General features: G+C 32.1%; 13 protein-coding genes and 3 pseudogenes. 10 read left to right on the top strand and 6 right to left on the bottom strand.

The features are described from left to right. Positions 1 to 24: 24 nt before the first annotated feature. From Q4528_RS11560 to Q4528_RS11550, 3 genes are all read right to left on the bottom strand, one after another. Positions 25 to 795, bottom strand: a complete 771-nt coding sequence (locus Q4528_RS11560) for a DeoR/GlpR family DNA-binding transcription regulator (RefSeq protein ID WP_017637546.1) — start codon at positions 793 to 795, stop codon at positions 25 to 27. 157 nt (positions 796 to 952) lie between these two features. Continuing rightward, positions 953 to 2,188: an MFS transporter gene (locus Q4528_RS11555; RefSeq protein WP_046466379.1), complete on the bottom strand. Its 1,236-nt coding sequence runs from the start codon at positions 2,186 to 2,188 to the stop codon at positions 953 to 955. 27 nt (positions 2,189 to 2,215) lie between these two features. After that, positions 2,216 to 3,283 (bottom strand): zinc-binding dehydrogenase, encoded by a 1,068-nt coding sequence (locus tag Q4528_RS11550; RefSeq protein ID WP_029056355.1) that lies wholly within the window; start codon positions 3,281 to 3,283, stop codon positions 2,216 to 2,218. 211 nt (positions 3,284 to 3,494) lie between these two features. Between Q4528_RS11550 and Q4528_RS11545 the strand changes: the two are divergent. From Q4528_RS11545 to Q4528_RS11525, 5 genes and pseudogenes are all read left to right on the top strand, one after another. Further along, positions 3,495 to 5,129, top strand: a pseudogene (locus Q4528_RS11545) (ribulokinase). A gap of 121 nt (positions 5,130 to 5,250) precedes the next feature. Beyond that, a pseudogene (locus Q4528_RS11540) lies at positions 5,251 to 6,090 on the top strand (SDR family oxidoreductase). Positions 6,091 to 6,359: 269 nt separating this feature from the next. Beyond that, positions 6,360 to 7,319 (top strand): NAD-dependent epimerase/dehydratase family protein, encoded by a 960-nt coding sequence (locus Q4528_RS11535; RefSeq protein ID WP_017637551.1) that lies wholly within the window; start codon positions 6,360 to 6,362, stop codon positions 7,317 to 7,319. Positions 7,320 to 7,571: 252 nt separating this feature from the next. Then, positions 7,572 to 8,648, top strand: coding sequence for a branched-chain amino acid aminotransferase (locus Q4528_RS11530; RefSeq protein WP_017637552.1), 1,077 nt, complete (start codon positions 7,572 to 7,574; stop codon positions 8,646 to 8,648). Positions 8,649 to 8,872: 224 nt separating this feature from the next. Beyond that, positions 8,873 to 9,571 (top strand): HAD family hydrolase, encoded by a 699-nt coding sequence (locus Q4528_RS11525; RefSeq protein WP_017637553.1) that lies wholly within the window; start codon positions 8,873 to 8,875, stop codon positions 9,569 to 9,571. Positions 9,572 to 9,643: 72 nt separating this feature from the next. Here the strand turns inward: Q4528_RS11525 and Q4528_RS11520 are convergent, their stop codons facing one another. Continuing rightward, on the bottom strand, positions 9,644 to 10,306 hold the full coding sequence (locus Q4528_RS11520) for a deoxynucleoside kinase (RefSeq protein WP_303521668.1): 663 nt from the start codon (positions 10,304 to 10,306) through the stop codon (positions 9,644 to 9,646). Between the two features lies 1 nt (position 10,307). Further along, a complete protein-coding gene (locus tag Q4528_RS11515; protein ID WP_017637555.1) occupies positions 10,308 to 10,916 on the bottom strand; it encodes a deoxynucleoside kinase in 609 nt (202 codons plus the stop codon). 66 nt (positions 10,917 to 10,982) lie between these two features. On the opposite strand from Q4528_RS11515, the gene tadA reads away from it, so the two are divergent. From tadA to Q4528_RS17175, 4 genes and pseudogenes are all read left to right on the top strand, one after another. Then, positions 10,983 to 11,465, top strand: coding sequence for a tRNA adenosine(34) deaminase TadA (gene tadA, locus Q4528_RS11510; protein ID WP_070451991.1), 483 nt, complete (start codon positions 10,983 to 10,985; stop codon positions 11,463 to 11,465). 97 nt (positions 11,466 to 11,562) lie between these two features. Then, positions 11,563 to 12,429 carry a Cof-type HAD-IIB family hydrolase gene (locus Q4528_RS11505; RefSeq protein ID WP_017637557.1) on the top strand — a complete coding sequence of 289 codons (867 nt, stop codon included), beginning with the start codon at positions 11,563 to 11,565 and terminating at the stop codon, positions 12,427 to 12,429. Between the two features lie 27 nt (positions 12,430 to 12,456). Beyond that, positions 12,457 to 13,023, top strand: coding sequence for an NADPH-dependent FMN reductase (locus Q4528_RS11500; protein ID WP_029056362.1), 567 nt, complete (start codon positions 12,457 to 12,459; stop codon positions 13,021 to 13,023). A 635-nt stretch (positions 13,024 to 13,658) separates the two neighbouring features. After that, positions 13,659 to 13,812 (top strand): annotated as a pseudogene (locus Q4528_RS17175) (YSIRK-type signal peptide-containing protein); the annotation flags it as partial. Positions 13,813 to 13,932: 120 nt separating this feature from the next. Here the strand turns inward: Q4528_RS17175 and Q4528_RS11490 are convergent. Next, positions 13,933 to 14,202 carry a hypothetical protein gene (locus Q4528_RS11490; RefSeq protein ID WP_046466383.1) on the bottom strand — a complete coding sequence of 90 codons (270 nt, stop codon included), beginning with the start codon at positions 14,200 to 14,202 and terminating at the stop codon, positions 13,933 to 13,935. Between Q4528_RS11490 and Q4528_RS11485 the strand changes: the two genes are divergently transcribed. Then, on the top strand, positions 14,129 to 16,980 hold a 2,852-nt coding region (locus Q4528_RS11485), incomplete at its 3' end, for an SdrD B-like domain-containing protein (RefSeq protein WP_439848933.1). The two genes, Q4528_RS11490 and Q4528_RS11485, sit on opposite strands and share 74 nt — an antisense overlap.

Here is a 16,980-nt window from a genome sequence, read left to right as displayed (position 1 = left end):
GTATGCGATAGTAAAATTTTTGCTTTATTGATAATCACTTGGATTAATGGAGATCACATTAGGAATTGTTTTTTTGTATTCTTGTAAATCTTCATGATTATCGGTAATCAACGTAGTAATTTTGTTAGTTGGACAAACTTGATAAAATGCTACTTTATTTAACTTTGAACTATCTGTTAACATGTAAACCTCTTTAGACTGATAAACCATTTGGCGTTTAGCATCTACGAATTCTTCGCTGTAGTGCGTCACGCCTTTTAATGCATCCATAGCAGGTGTAGCTAAAAATGCTTTCATAGAATTAAATGATTGCAAGGTTTGAGTAGTAATTAATCCATTTAATACATAATTGTTGTGATAAAGTGTACCACCAGTGACAATCACTTTATGGTTAGAAGAGCGAAGAATAGAAGCAATATGAATGTCATTAGTGATAATAGTTAAATTTTGCTTTTGTAAAATAGCTTTTGCAAATAATAGAGTGGTAGAACCTGAATCAATAATTAATGTATCTCCATCATTTACAAATTCAGCAGCTTTGTATCCTATACCTAATTTTTCATAATAGTAAGAAGTTTGTCTATCATCGAAATTTAATTCACTATAAACATTTTCATTATTTAGTACGACACCACCATGGGTACGTCTGATTTGGTTGTATTGTTCAAGTTTTACTAAGTCACGACGAATCGTTGCATCGTGTACGTTAAATTCTGTTGCTAATGTATGAACAGTAGCAGTTTTATATTTAGTTAAATAAGCAATGATTTTTTGTTCTCTTTCAGCAGGTAACATATAAAACGTCTCCATTCAGTAATTTTGATAATAAAAATGATAAGATTAAGTCGATTTTAATTATAGTATATCAAATACATAATAAAGGCTGTAGATGAAAGTATGACAATGAAATGATCATCATATATTCAGTCTACAGCCTATAAATTATTTAACGTTATTCCGTTTCACCATATTGTTGACTCTTCGGCATTTTAATGAAGAATGTTAGGATTGTACTAATGAAGTATATAATTCCTAAAATCCAAATTACACCTAAATCTCCAAGTGGCTCTAAGAAAATTCTAACTATCATTGGTCCTATGAATACTGGTAAACCAGCACCTAAGTTTAAGATTGAAAGTGTTGCACCTTTATCTTTTTTAACAAGTGAAGGAATTAATGCAGTTAATGGTACATAAGCTGCAATAAAGATTCCCCAAGCAACGCCAACAATTGTTAATAAAATAATGTTACCGTGTGACCATATTGGGACATAACCCATTAATAGACAAGAAACACCACTACCGATACCACCAAAGATCATTACAGTATTACGCCAACCAATTTTATCTCCAATAATACCCCAAATAAGGTTGAATACGATATTACCGAAGAAGATGGCAGACCAAACAGCTAACCATTTTGAAGTTGGTATTCCGTATGATTCTAGATATAAAGGTAAGAAAATAGGGAATGCAAATTGTGCAGTAGTGTTAATAACACGCACAATACCACCTAATAATACTTTTGGTTCTTCAACTACAATAGTGAAACCTTTCATCATTTCTTTTAATTTAGCTTTAGCATTACTTTTATCTGTAGGTAATTTATCTCTATTTAAGACAATAGCTAAAAAGCCACCTAAAATTACCCAGAATAATGAACTCCATAATGTTCCAATATGACCTAAGTATTTAATCGCATAGATAGAATAAAACGCACCTAATACGTTTAGTCCACCAGTAAATACTAGCCAGAACCAACCAACAGCTGCACCCAATGTGCGTTGTTCTGAACGGTATGAAATCCATACTAAGAATGAATATGCAAATAATGGATAACCTAAACCGCGTAGTGCATAAGCTGGATACATAATTGCTAAGTTTTCAGATGGAAATGCAATACCAACGAAACAAATAGTTCCTATAATGTATAAAATCAAGCCGATAAACATTGTACGTTTACCACCGAATGCTTCAGCAAATACACCACTAAACCAACTTGCAATTGCGACTGTGATACCATAACAACCAAATAGCCAACTCACTTCATTAGAGCTGAAACCATTATGTTGTAAATAAGGACTTAACCAACCAATTTCTAGGCCGTCTCCCATCATAAATATTAAAATCCCTATGTAACCCCAAACAATTTGTTTGGGCATACCTAAAAATGTTGTCTTATTCATCATTTGTTATCTCCCCTTAGATACAATGGTTTATGACCAGTGATATCTTAAATAAGTTTTTTTCCAACCTTTGTGAGCAGCAGTATCATCCATTGCTTTTTTCAAATCCTCTGTACTATGGATATCATAGTAATCATCAGGGATTAATTTTTTAAGTGCTTGTTGATAGTCTTTATTTTCGAATGAAGCAATTAATTGTTCGAATTCATGTTTAGTACTTCTTGAACTACCTGAAAGTGTTAAACCTTTTTCTAATACGTCACGTGTATTAATACCTACTAAATCTTCTGTTACACCCATTAACACGATTTGACCTTGTCTATCGATTAAGTCAATTGCTTGGTTAATAGCAGATTCAGAGAATTTTCCACCGCAACATTCAAATACGGTATGAACACCTTTATGACTATTGAAATCATAATCATTAACTAGATGTGTAGTTGCAAAGTTTTCAAATGATTTTAATTTTTCTTCAATAGCACCGAAGACAATTAAGTTTTCTTGTTCAATACCATAAATATAATGTAAAGCTGTTGCAGCTAAATATCCAACTGGTCCGTCACCAAATACAGCTACTTGTGGAGAAGATTTAGTTGTGATTTCTTTTAATTGATTGATTGGGAATAATGATACTGAACAAAGTTCAGCTAATAACGCAACATCTTCATCTAATGTATCTGGAATTTTAACGATGTTGTCACCAGGTACTACCATTCTATCTTGGCAAATACCATCATAACCGCTACCCATAAATACGGCATTTTCATCATAGTTATCAAGTAAATCTGTTTCTTCAAAATCACCAGCTCTTAAACGAGAAGGAATATTAGGAACGATAACTACTTTATCTCCTTTTTGATAATCAGGATGTTTAGAATCTTCAATAGTACCGATACCTTCGTGGAATAATGCCATTGGTAATTTTTTATCTAGTGCTTCTTTACGTCTATTACCTGTGTAATATCTTAAGTCAGCGTGACAGACACTTGCTTTTTCTGGATTAACAATAACATCACCATCTCTAAACTCATGATTTATTGTTGTATATTCAAATTCGCCTGGTTGAATAAGACGATATGCTTTTGATTCAATGCTCATTTCTGTTCATCTCCCTTTAATTTCTGTTCATTTTTATTTATGTAAATAATGGTAAACGCTTACAGTCATTTGTGTCAATGGTTTTTGCACAAAAATGTTTGTTTTGATGCTTTTTTATGTTTTTTTATTGATTTATTGTTCATTTGTGCGTATCATCTAAAGAAAACGCTTACTTAAACAGAGATGCAGACAAAGTATGGGGGTATTAGTAATGAGTTATAGTATTGGAGTAGATTATGGAACAGGCTCAGGTAGAGCTTTTTTAGTTGATACTACAAATGGAAAAATTATAGATAAATATATAAAGCCATATACACATGGCACAATCGAAAAAGATTTAAATGGGGTAAAATTGCCACATAGTTTTTCACTTCAAAATGGTAACGATTATATGGAAGTTTTAGAAGAAGGCGTACCTTATTTAATTCAATCTTCAGGTGTGAAACCAGAAGAAATAGTAGGTATAGGAATAGATTTTACTTCATCAACAGTTATGTTTACTGACGAAAATTTAGAACCTATTCATAATTTACCTGGTTTTGAAAATAATCCACATGCATACGTTAAGTTATGGAAACATCATAGTGCTCAAGCTGAAGCGGACCAATTATTCCAAACTGCTTTAGATAATAAGAGTAGATGGTTAGGTTATTACGGATTTAATGTAAGTAGTGAGTGGATGATTCCAAAAATTATGGAAGTTATGAACAAAGCACCAGAAGTGTTAGATAAAACAGCTAATATAATGGAAGCTGGCGACTGGATTGTTAATAAGTTAACAGGTGAAAATGTTCGTTCGAACTGTGGATTAGGATTTAAATCATTCTGGGAAGAAAATGAAGGATTCCATTATGATTTATTTGATAAAGTGAGTGATCAATTATCAGATGTTGTTCGTGATAAAGTGGATGCACCAATAGTTAAAATTGGCGAAACAGTAGGACAATTATCAGAAGAAATGGCCGAAAAACTTGGTCTTTCTACACAGACTAAAGTAAGTCCATTTATTATAGATGCACATTCAAGTCTATTAGGAATTGGTTCACAACAAGACAAACAAATGACTATGGTTATAGGAACGAGTACATGTCATTTAATGTTAAATGAACAACAACATCAAGTACCAGGTATCTCTGGTTCTGTTAAAGGAGCTATTATTCCTGAATTATATGCTTATGAAGCAGGTCAATCCGCAGTCGGTGATTTATTTGAGTATATTGCCAAACAATCACCAAAAGAGTACGTAGATGAAGCAAATGAAAGAGGTATTTCAATTTTTGAATTATTGAATGAAAAAGTAAAAGATCAAATGCCAGGTGAAAGTGGTCTTGTCGTTTTAGATTGGCATAATGGTAACCGAAGTGTATTAAGTGATAGTAATCTTAAAGGATGCGTATTCGGTATGTCACTACAAACAACACATGAAGAATTATATCGTGCATATTTAGAAGCTACTGCATTTGGTACTAAAATGATTATGCAACAATATCAAAGTTGGAATATGGATGTCGAAGATGTATTTGCTTGCGGCGGAATACCTAAGAAAAATCCTTTAATGATGGATATCTATGCAAACGTGCTTAATAAAAAAGTAACTATTATTGATAGTGAATATGCTCCAGCAATTGGTGCAGCGATTCTTGGTTCTGTTTGTGGTGGTGCGCACTAAAGTTTAAATGAAGCGATTGAATCAATGAAAGAACCTGTATTATATGAAGTGACACCTGATCCAGAAAAAGTAAAACGTTATAAAAAATTATTTAGTGCGTATAAAGAGTTACATGATCTTCATGGTTATAAAAAAGCAAGAATTATGCGCAATGTCGGTAAGTTAATGGAAGCATAAAATGATATATATTTAGCAATGGACACTTAGTGAATTGACAATAGTTAATTTACTAAGTGTTTATTTATGATAAAGAAACATCGAATATATTAAAATATATTGGAAAAGGGAGATGAATAAAATGAAGGTCATGTTAACAGGTGCAACAGGTAATTTGGGCACACATATTACTAATCAAGCTGTAGAACATAAAATGAAAGAATTTTATATAGGTGTAAGAAATTTAGATAAGGTACCAACAGATTAGAAAGAACATGTTACAGTAAGACACTTAGATTATTTCAATAAAGAAAGTATGGTTAGTGCTTTTCATGATATTGATACAGTTATTTTTATTCCAAGTATTATACACCCCTCTATAAAACGTATTCCAGAAGTAGAGAATCTTGTTGATGCAGCTAAAGAAAGCAGAGTAAAGCATATTATATATATTGGATATTATGCAGATCAACACGACAATCCATTTCATATGAGTCCATACTTTGGATATGCAGAACGGTTATTAGCTACAAGTGGTATTGATTTTACGTACGTTAGAATGGCAATGTATATGGATCCTTTAAAACCCTATCTTCCAGAATTGATGAATATGCATAAATTGATTTATCCGGTGGGGGATGGTCGAATTAATTATATTTCAAGACATGATATTGCAAGAGGAATTATCGCTATATTAAATAATCCCAATTCATGGGGGAAACGCTACTTATTATCCGGATACAGTTATGATATGTACGAACTTGCAAATATACTTTCGGAAGTATCGGGAACTAAAATTGAATATGATCCGGTTTCTTTAGAGATATTTGCTAAAATGTATGATGAACCAAAAGGATTTGGTGATTTATTAGCATCAATGTATGAAGCTGGAGCAAGAGGACTTTTAGATCAACAGTCTAATGATTTTGAAATGCTAGTAAATGATAAACCGCAGACATTTAAATCATTTTTAATGAAGTAATTGATAGATAGTGATGATGTTAATATAAAAACATCGTCACTTATTTTTATATTAACCATTTTTGTGTGTTTAATATGTGTGTTTAATAAATGAATACTGGAAGTACTCAAAAATAAAAGTAATGTTATTCAAATTATTTTAAAATATTAACTTTGTACTCACTATATATACAAGAAAGCGCTTTTATATTACAATATAGATGTAAATAGAATGTTTGTACATACAAGAAAAACAATGAATTTTCTATAAACACAAGGGGAGATTTTATAATGAAGAAAATTATGATCACAGGTGCTTTAGGCCAAATAGGTACTGAATTAGTTGTAAAATGTAGAAAAATTTATGGTACAGATAATGTGCTTGCAACAGATATTAGAGAACCAGAAGCAGATTCTCCAGTTCAAGATGGTCCATTTGAAATTTTAGACGTGACTGATCGAGATAAAATGTTTGAATTAGTTGAGAATTTTGGAGCAGATACATTAATGCATATGGCTGCTTTATTATCAGCAACTGCTGAGAAGAACCCAATGTTCGCTTGGGATTTAAATATGGGTGGATTAATGAATGCTCTAGAAGCAGCACGAACATATGACTTACATTTCTTCACACCAAGTTCTATTGGTGCATTTGGTGATTCAACACCTAAAGTTAATACACCACAAGTAACCATTCAACAACCTACAACTATGTATGGTGTTAATAAAGTTGCTGGTGAATTGTTATGCCAATATTACTTCACAAAATTTGGCGTAGATACACGTAGCGTGAGATTTCCTGGCTTAATTTCACATGTTAAAGAACCAGGTGGCGGTACTACAGATTATGCTGTTGAAATCTATTTCAAAGCAGTGAGAGAAAATCATTACACAAGCTATATTGATAAAGGTACATTCATGGATATGATGTATATGGATGATGCAATCGATGCTATTATTCAGTTAATGGAAGCGGATGGAGCAAAATTAGAAACTAGAAATGGCTATAACTTAAGTGCGATGAGTATTGATCCAGAAATGGTTAAAGAAGCCATTCAACAATATTATCCAGATTTCACATTAGACTATGATGTAGATCCTGTCAGAGAGAATATCGCTAAGAGTTGGCCTGATAGCATTGATACGAGTTGTTCACGTGGTGAATGGGGATTCGATCCTAAATATGATTTAGAAAGCATGACTAAATTAATGTTAGAAGCTATTGAAAAGAAAGAAAAAGCTACAAAATAACCCGTTCAATATATATAACGATATAAATACTATTTTTACTCCTTCTAATTATTTTTACATTAGAAGGAGTGTTTTTTATGCTTAATCAGTAAGATAACTTGTAAGATGTAGATGATAGTGTTTAACTTAAGATATATTGTATACATAAGTATTTATTTTGAATTTTCGGAAAACTTATTGAATAGTATTATTTCGATTGCTATAATCTAGTATACATATTTATATTGGTAGCAATATTAGGAGGCCGTTATCATGACAGAACAAGTCAATTTTGAAAAAAGAGAAACATTAAAAGAAAAACCAGATAGTTCTAACTTAGGATTTGGTCAATACTTTACAGATTATATGTTGAGTTATGATTATGATGCTGATAAAGGTTGGCATGATTTAAAAATAGTACCATACGCACCTTTTGAAATTTCACCAGCAGCTCAAGGTTTACATTATGGGCAAGCTGTTTTCGAAGGATTAAAAGCATATAAATATAATGGTGAAGTAGTTTTATTCCGTCCAGACCAAAACTTTAAACGTATTAACAATTCTTTAGCTCGTTTAGAAATGCCTGAAGTAGATGAAGATGTATTATTGGAAGGTTTAAAACAATTAGTGGATGTAGAACGTGATTGGATTCCTGAAGGAGAAGGTCAATCATTATACATTCGTCCATTTGTATTTGCGACAGAAGGTATCTTAGGAGTAAGAGCGTCACAAGCATATAAATTATTAATTATTTTATCACCTTCAGGCGCTTATTATGGTGGAGATACATTAAAATCAACTAAAATTTACGTTGAAGATGAATATGTTCGTGCAGTAAGAGGCGGAGTTGGTTTTGCTAAAGTAGCAGGTAACTATGCAGCAAGTCTATTAGCACAAACGAACGCTAATAAATTAGGTTATGACCAAGTGCTTTGGTTAGATGGTGTTGAACAAAAATATGTAGAAGAAGTAGGAAGTATGAATATCTTCTTCGTTGAAAATGGTAAAGTTGTTACACCAGCATTAAATGGTAGTATTTTACCAGGTATTACACGTAAATCAATTATTGAATTAGCTCAAGATTTAGGATATGAAGTAGAAGAACGTCGTGTATCAATTGATGAGTTATTTGAATCATACGATAAAGGTGAATTAACTGAAGTATTCGGTACAGGTACAGCAGCAGTTATCTCACCAGTTGGTACTTTACGTTATGAAGACCGTGAAATCGTGATTAATAATAATGAACCAGGTGAAGTTACTCAAAAACTATATAATGAATATACTGGTATTCAAAACGGAACACTTGAAGATCGCCATGGTTGGAGATTTGTAGTTCCAAGATATTAAAATATATAGAGTATGAGCTAGAAGCCTTATAATTTAAAGGTTTCTAGCTTTTTTACATGTGAGAAAGTAATATAAATTTTTATATTCTTCAAATTCATATGAAGTAGAAAAAAGTATATATACGCATGTGTTGTATATAAGTGACTTTTCTATTTTTTTAAGTAAGGTTGTACTACAATGGTATATGTTGAAAGAAAATATAAACATGGAGTGTAGAGATATCAATGGAATGGATACTATTCGATAAAGATGGCACATTAATAGAATTTGATAAAAGTTGGGAAAAAATTGGTATACGTCTTGTCGATAAATTACTAGATACATTTCCTGTACATGATAAAGAAGTTGCACATCGACAACTTGGTATAATGGATGACAAAATTGTACCTGATTCAGTTATGGGTTCGGGTTCATTAGGCGAAATGATAAAATCATTTGATAATATTACTGGACAAGATACTTCTGAATGGGCAAGAAATACAAGTCAAGAATTAGTAGATTCAAGAGAACCAGAAAATAATTGGATTGAAGGCGTGTATGACACAATTGTAGAATTACGAGAAAAAGGTTATAAAATAGGAATCGTTACAAGTGATACAAATAAAGGAGCAACTCAATTTTTAGAAGCAACACAATCCACTAGTTTATTTGATTTAGTTATTTCTACAGAAACACATGCTGAAGAAAAGCCTAATCCTAAAGTATTGGACCCATTATTTGACGCTTATAATGTTAAACCTGAACAAGTTGCTATCGTCGGCGATACAGCAAATGATATGAAGACTGCGATAAATGCCCACCTAGGATTAAGTATTGGTGTTTTAACAGGTATTGCTAAAGAAGAAGAACTCCATGAGGCAGATGTTATAGTAGAAAGTGCTAAAGAAGTTAAAAATGTCATTGATCAATTTTCACAAAAATAATTAAAAAGCGCCAATATAGACGTCTTTATCAAAAAGATATCTATATTGGCGTTAAATTTTATAATCCTTTTTTTATCTAGGGTCAGTTTCTCTATATGTTTTAATAACATGAGCAATTTTTTCAATAATAGGGTTTAATGAATCTGGGTCATTATGCACATCATAGTCGTTAATGTTAACGCGGACAACAGGACAAGCGTTAAAACTATTGATCCAATTATCATAATGTTTAAATAGTTTTTGCCAGTATTCAGGGTCAGTATTAATTTCAATATCACGACCACGTTCTTTAATTCTCTCTATGACTTCATCATAGTTACATTCCAAATAAATAAGCACATCAGGCTTTGGAAAATAAGGTGTCATAACCATAGCGTTAAATAGTTCAGAGTATGTTTGAAAATCAGCTTCACTCATTGTACCTTGTTCTTCATGCATTTTCGCAAATATATCAACATCTTCATATATTGAACGGTCTTGTACAAAACCGCCTCCATATTCAAACATTCGTTTTTGTTCTTTAAAACGTTCTGCTAAAAAATAAATTTGTAGATGAAAACTCCAGCGCTCAAAGTCATTATAGAATTTATCCAAGTAAGGATTGTGTTCTACGTTCTCAAATGAAGTTTTAAAATTTAATTTATCTGCCAAAGCTTGAGTGAGTGTTGATTTACCTACTCCAACTGTACCTGCAATTGTAATAATAGCATCTTGTGGTATGTTAAACGAATTCATTTTATATATCTCCAATCATTGATTTTACTTGTTTTAAAATACCTTGGTAATCATCTTCATTATTAACAAAGTCTAGTTTAGTCGTATCAATGAATAATGTATTTACGTTTGTATTTTGTAAAGACTCATAAAAATTATGATAGTCATGTTTCAAAGCTAATAAGTAATCATCTTCAATTTGGTGCTCAAAACTACGATTACGTTTAGCTATTCTCGCCTTAAGCGTTTCTAATTCTGCATCTAAAAAAATAACAGTATCAGGCATCGATAAATCTTCGGTAAGTATGTCATATATACGTGTGAATTTATTAAATTCTTCAGGTTGTAGTGTATTTTTCGCAAAAATTTTATTTTTATAAATATGTGCGTCACTAACAATACCTTTATGTTTAAAGTTGATATCTTGAAATTGTTTATATCTATTACATAAAAAGAACATTTCAGTTTGGAAACTCCATTTTGAAATATCTTCATAAAAATCTGATAAAAAAGGATTTTCATCAACAATTTCTTTTTCTTCATAAAAATCTAATGATTGACTTAATTTGTGTGCAAGGGAAGATTTACCAACACCTATTGGACCTTCAATTGCGATAAATGGTTTATTCATATTCACTTCTCCAAATGTTAAGATAGACAGTGAGTATTGTAACACAAGTGAGGTGTCTGGACACGAATGGAAACTGATGAATATTATATGAAAATTGCCATAGAAGAAGCCCAAAAAGCTGAACAGTTAGGCGAAGTGCCTATTGGTGCAGTTATAGTTAAAAATCATCAAATTATAGCTCGTGCACATAATCTAAGAGAAACTATGCAACAACCCACTGCACACGCTGAACATTTAGCCATTGAGCGTGCCGCTGATGTTTTAGGAAGTTGGCGTCTTGAAGATTGTACTTTATTTGTAACACTTGAACCATGTGTTATGTGTGCGGGCACTATAGTAATGAGTCGCATTCCTTCTATTAAATATGGTGCTGCAGATCCTAAAGGTGGTTGTTCGGGTAGTTTAATGAATTTATTGAATCAACCGAATTTTAATCACAGAGCACAAGTAGAAAGCGGATTGTTAGAAGCAGAGTGTGGTAATCTACTGAGAAAATTTTTTAAAAATTTAAGAGAAAAGAAAAAATCAGACAAACGGGCTATTCAATAGATACAAAAGAATTTGTTAAAATAGAATAGTAAAGCAAGTGTTTGATTGTAAATAAATTATCTAGATAATAAATAATAGAATGGAACGAGGTTAACGAATGATTAAGTTAATAGCAACAGATATGGATGGTACGTTATTAAATGCATCACATGAAATTTCTCCAGAGAATCAACAAGCAATTCGATATGCTCAAGAACAAGGTATTACTGTAGTCATCGCAACTGGTAGAGCTTTTTATGAAGCAAATACACCAGTAGCTGATACAGACTTGAAAGTGCCATATATTTGTTTGAACGGGGCGGAAGTTCGCGATGAAACATTTAATATTATGAGTACCTCTCATCTCAATCATGAATTAGTTAATAAAGTGACTTCAAAATTAAAAGATGAAGGTATATACTACCAAATTTACACTAATAGAGGTATTTATACTGAAAATCCTCAAAAAGACTTAGATATATATATAGATATTGCTGAACGTGCTGGTCAACAGGCAGATGTTGAAAAGATAAAAGCAGGAATTCAAAAACGTATTGATAATGGAACTTTAAAAGTCGTCGAAAGTTATGATGATATAGAGGATATTCCAGGTGAATTAATCATGAAAGTATTAGCTTTTAATCCAGATTTAGAAAAGATGGACCGTATTGGACAAGAACTTGCGGCATCACCAAACCTTGCTATTTCTTCTTCTTCAAGAGGAAATTTAGAAATTACTCATTCAGATGCACAAAAAGGCATTGCATTAGAAACAATTGCTGAACGATTAGGAGTCAAAATGGAAAACGTAATGGCAATTGGCGATAACTTAAACGACGTTTCTATGTTAGAACGTGTGGGATATCCTGTTGCTATGGACAATGCAGCACCAGAAGTAAAAGCTATCGCAAAGTATACAACTGACACTAACGAAAATAGTGGTGTAGGAAAAGCAATTATGAAACTGATTAATGACAATCAATAATTTAGCTAAAAAGGAGTTAACAAGATAATGAAAGGAATAGCAATAATAGGAAGTGCACAATTGGGGTCTCATACAAGTGCCTTAGCCCAATATTTACAAGGACAATTTGAAGAACATGATGTCGAATTGGAAATTTTTGATTTAGCTAAAAATCCAATCCATCAATTGGACTTTGCAGGTACAACACAAGCAACTGATGAAATTAAACAAAATGTAGATATGTTACAAAGCAAAGCTATGGAATCAGATTTCTTTATACTAGGAACACCTAATTATCATGGCTCATTTTCAGGTATTTTAAAAAATGCATTAGATCATTTAAACATGGATTATTTTAAAATGAAACCTGTTGGTCTAATTGGTAATAGTGGAGGTATAGTAAGCTCGGAGCCACTTTCACAATTACGGATTATCGTTAGAAGCTTATTAGGAATAGCAGTTCCAACACAAATTGCTACACACGACAGTGATTATGCTAAATTGGATGATGGTACCTTATACTTAGAAGATGATGAATTTCAATTACGTGCAAGATTATTTGTCGACCAAATTGTTTCATTTGCTAATAATAGCCCATATGATCATTTGAAATAAACAATTATATAAATTACTAACTTAACTCAAACAAATATTTGATAAGGGTTTAAATTATTCAGAACTCTATCATTATTGTTTGAGTTTTATTATGTTTAAAAAGTAATTTGTTTGTAAATTCTATACATTTTTAGAATTAAGTTATTTAATTTTATGGCATTTTTATGATTGATATTCTTTTAAAAAGATTATACAATAATGTTGTTAAATCATTGGAAGTCATTTATTGGCTTGCAATATCTAATGAAACGCTACAATTAAATATTAAAAGTACAATTGTAATTAAGCATATAGTATACATATAACGATAATCCTTTTAATTGTTAAATTTTGTGTCCAATTTTTTAGAGAGAAACGATTGAACTTGTAATCACTAACTCTAACTAGACATTGAACAATTGAGAGGATAATTTTTTTTGTAATTATTTTGTAAATTAAGTTTACTAAAATTTGAAGTTTTTTAAATTTTAGTAAATAAAAATAAGAACAATTAAACATAACGAATATATTTGTTTATATACAAAAATAAATAAGCGTTGCAAAACAATATTGTTTATATTATATTTGAGATGACAACGATATGTATAAATATATGGTTGTTACATATAATTTTTAAAAGTAGCTAGGAGGAAAATATGAAAAAAAGACTAGATTTTTTACCTAACAAATTGAACAAATATTCTATCAGAAAATTCACAGTAGGAACCGCATCAATATTAGTAGGAGCTACATTAGTATTTGGTGTTGGAAACCAAGAAGCTAAAGCAGCTGAAAATACTACTGAAGAGTCGTCAGCACAAACAAGTGAAGATACGTCCTCACAAGATGATGCTGTGAAACAAAAAGATGTTGTTCAAACAAACGAACAAACTACAAATAACAATGATCGTCCCGAACAAACAGATCTAACTAAAGAAATAACGTAACAGAAGAACAATCTACACAAGAAGATTCAAAAGCAAATTCTTCTGAAGAACAAGTAACAAAAGAAGATGCTGCTAAAGAATCTACAACACAAGCAAACACTAAAGAAGAATCAACAACAGAAAGACCAAAAGTAGAAACAACTAAAGAGGAATCAACGACAGAAGACACAAAAACAGACATTACTAAAGAACAACCAACAAAAGAGGCACCAAAAGCAGAAACAACTAAAGAAGAATCAACAACAGAAGACACACAATCAAACACTACTAAAGAACAACTAACACAAGAAGAACCAAAAGCTGAGACTACTACAGAACAAACCCCAGAATCAAATCAAACTGATTCAAAAGAAACTACTTCAGAAGAAACATCTCAAACAAAAACTCAATCTCAAAATTCACAAAAAACAAATAATTCACAAGACGTTGACACTGTAGTTAACGATGTTCAAAATGCTACAACAAAACAAGATAAACAAGATGCTTTAACTAATTATATTGCTAATGCAAATAACACAAGTAAAGCAGATGCTAAAGCACAAGTTGAAAACTTAGATTTAGACAATAATAATCTTGATGAAAATACATTATTAAATGCATTAGCTAAAGATTATTCAAATAAGAAAGAATCAGAAACAACTTATGCTACTGAACGCTCTATAACTTCTACACCAAAAACTGTAAGTCGTTTAGCTGTAAGAAAATTAGCTGCTGCAAAACAAGGTACGAATGTAAATAATAAAGTACATTTTTCTAATATTGATATAGCTATTGATAAAGGTCATACAAATACTCAAACAGGCAATAAAGAATTTTGGGCAACATCAAGTGATGTATTAAAAGTAAAAGCCGATTACACAATAGATGATGATGTACATGAAGGCGATCAAATGACCTTTAAATACGGTCAATATATCCGTCCAGGTTCAGTGACTTTACCTACTACAGAACAAAATTTATATGATGAAAATGGAAGATTAGTTGCTAAGGGAGTTTATGATAGCGCGTCTAATTCGACAACGTATACGTTTACTAACTATGTAGATCAATATAATAATATTAAAGGTAGTTTTGAAAAAGTTGCTTTTGCCAAAAAAGAAAGTGCAACTACAGATAAAACATCTTATCCTATGCAAGTGACATTAGGAAGTGACTCATATTCAAAAAATGTAATTGTAGACTATGGTAATAAAAATGTTCCGATTATTTCTAGTACTAATTATATAGAAAATGATACATTAGCACGTCATATGACTGCATATATTAATCAACCTAAAAGTACATTTACTACTGAGAAATTCACAACTAATTTAACTGGATTTAAGTTTGATCCTAGTAAAAATAATTTCAAAATTTATGAAGTAACTAATCAAAATCAGTTTGTTGATAGTTTTGCACCTAATACTGCAAACCTTAAGGATGTAACTAGTAATTTTAAAATAAATTATAGTAATAATAATCAAACTGCGACGATTGACTTATTAAATGGAGCTAAAAGTAGTAATAAGCAATATATTATTCAACAAGTAGCTTACCCTCAAGATAGTTCTACAGACACTAATGGTAAAATTGATTATAAATTAGAAACAAATGAAAAATCTTATGGATGGTCAAATTCATATGCTGCTGTAGCAGGTTCTTCTACTGCAACTGGAGATGCCAAAAAATATTCACTAGGCGACTATGTATGGGAAGATACAAATAAAGATGGTAAACAAGATGATACAGAAAAAGGTATTGAAGGTGTATATGTAATTCTTAAAGATAGTAAAGGTCAGGAAATTGACCGTACTACTACAGATGCTTCTGGTAAATATCAATTTGATAACTTACAAAATGGCACATATACAGTTGAGTTTACAACTCCAGATGGTTATACGCCAACAACTGCAAACGCTGGTAACGATGATACCGTGGATTCAGATGGATTAACTGTTACAGGCGTTATTAAAGATGCTAATAACTGGACATTAGATAGTGGTTTCTATAAAACACCTAAATATAGTTTAGGTGATTATGTATGGAAAGATACAAATAAAGATGGCAAACAAGATGATACAGAAAAAGGTATTCCAGGTGTAACTGTAACATTAAAAGATAAAGACGGTAATGTACTTAAAACAACAACTACAGATGAAAATGGTAAATATCGTTTTGATGATTTAGATAGTGGAGATTATATTGTTCATTTTGATAAACCTGAAGGACTTACTCAAACAACTACTAATTCTGGTGAAGACGATAAAGACGCTGATGGTGAAGATGTCCATGTAACTATTACTGATCATGATGATATGACTATAGATAATGGTTACTATGATGACGACTCAGATTCAGACAGCGATTCAGATTCAGATAGCGACTCAGACTCAGACAGTGATTCGGACTCAGACAGCGACTCCGATTCAGACAGCGACTCAGACTCAGATAGCGATTCCGACTCAGATAGCGACTCAGATTCAGATAGCGATTCAGATTCCGATAGTGACTCAGACTCAGATAGCGATTCCGATTCAGACAGTGACTCAGATTCAGATAGCGACTCAGACTCCGACAGCGACTCAGACTCAGACAGTGATTCGGACTCAGATAGCGACTCAGATTCAGACAGCGACTCTGATTCAGATAGCGATTCCGACTCAGATAGCGACTCAGATTCAGACAGTGATTCGGATTCAGACAGCGACTCAGATTCAGACAGCGATTCCGACTCAGATAGTGACTCCGATTCTGATTCCGACTCAGATAGCGACTCAGATTCAGATAGTGACTCAGACTCAGATAGCGATTCCGACTCAGACAGCGACTCAGATAGCGACTCAGATAGCGACTCAGACTCCGACAGCGACTCAGACTCGGATAGCGATTCCGATTCAGACAGTGACTCAGATTCAGACAGCGACTCAGACTCAGACAGCGACTCAGACTCAGACAGTGATTCGGACTCAGATAGCGACTCAGATTCAGACAGCGACTCAGATTCAGATAGCGATTCCGACTCAGATAGCGACTCAGATTCAGATAGCGACTC

This window comes from Staphylococcus pasteuri (genome assembly GCF_030547725.1).
In the GTDB taxonomy this organism is placed as follows: Bacteria; Bacillota; Bacilli; order Staphylococcales; family Staphylococcaceae; genus Staphylococcus; species Staphylococcus pasteuri.
The sequence above is the reverse complement of the archived record's forward strand: the minus strand, read 5'-3'. Positions and strand labels throughout refer to the sequence as shown.

Bases quoted from the DNA above. Each gene is read 5' to 3' on its own strand.
- Q4528_RS11530 (WP_017637552.1), top strand. From the start codon at position 7,572: ATGACAGAACAAGTCAATTTTGAAAAAAGAGAAACATTAAAAGAAAAA.
- Q4528_RS11555 (WP_046466379.1), bottom strand. From the start codon at position 2,188: ATGATGAATAAGACAACATTTTTAGGTATGCCCAAACAAATTGTTTGG.
- Q4528_RS11550 (WP_029056355.1), bottom strand. From the start codon at position 3,283: ATGAGCATTGAATCAAAAGCATATCGTCTTATTCAACCAGGCGAATTT.
- Q4528_RS11505 (WP_017637557.1), top strand. From the start codon at position 11,563: ATGATTAAGTTAATAGCAACAGATATGGATGGTACGTTATTAAATGCA.
- Q4528_RS11520 (WP_303521668.1), bottom strand. From the start codon at position 10,306: ATGAATTCGTTTAACATACCACAAGATGCTATTATTACAATTGCAGGT.
- Q4528_RS11560 (WP_017637546.1), bottom strand. From the start codon at position 795: ATGTTACCTGCTGAAAGAGAACAAAAAATCATTGCTTATTTAACTAAA.
- Q4528_RS11515 (WP_017637555.1), bottom strand. From the start codon at position 10,916: ATGAATAAACCATTTATCGCAATTGAAGGTCCAATAGGTGTTGGTAAA.
- Q4528_RS11535 (WP_017637551.1), top strand. From the start codon at position 6,360: ATGAAGAAAATTATGATCACAGGTGCTTTAGGCCAAATAGGTACTGAA.
- tadA (WP_070451991.1), top strand. From the start codon at position 10,983: ATGGAAACTGATGAATATTATATGAAAATTGCCATAGAAGAAGCCCAA.
- Q4528_RS11525 (WP_017637553.1), top strand. From the start codon at position 8,873: ATGGAATGGATACTATTCGATAAAGATGGCACATTAATAGAATTTGAT.
- Q4528_RS11500 (WP_029056362.1), top strand. From the start codon at position 12,457: ATGAAAGGAATAGCAATAATAGGAAGTGCACAATTGGGGTCTCATACA.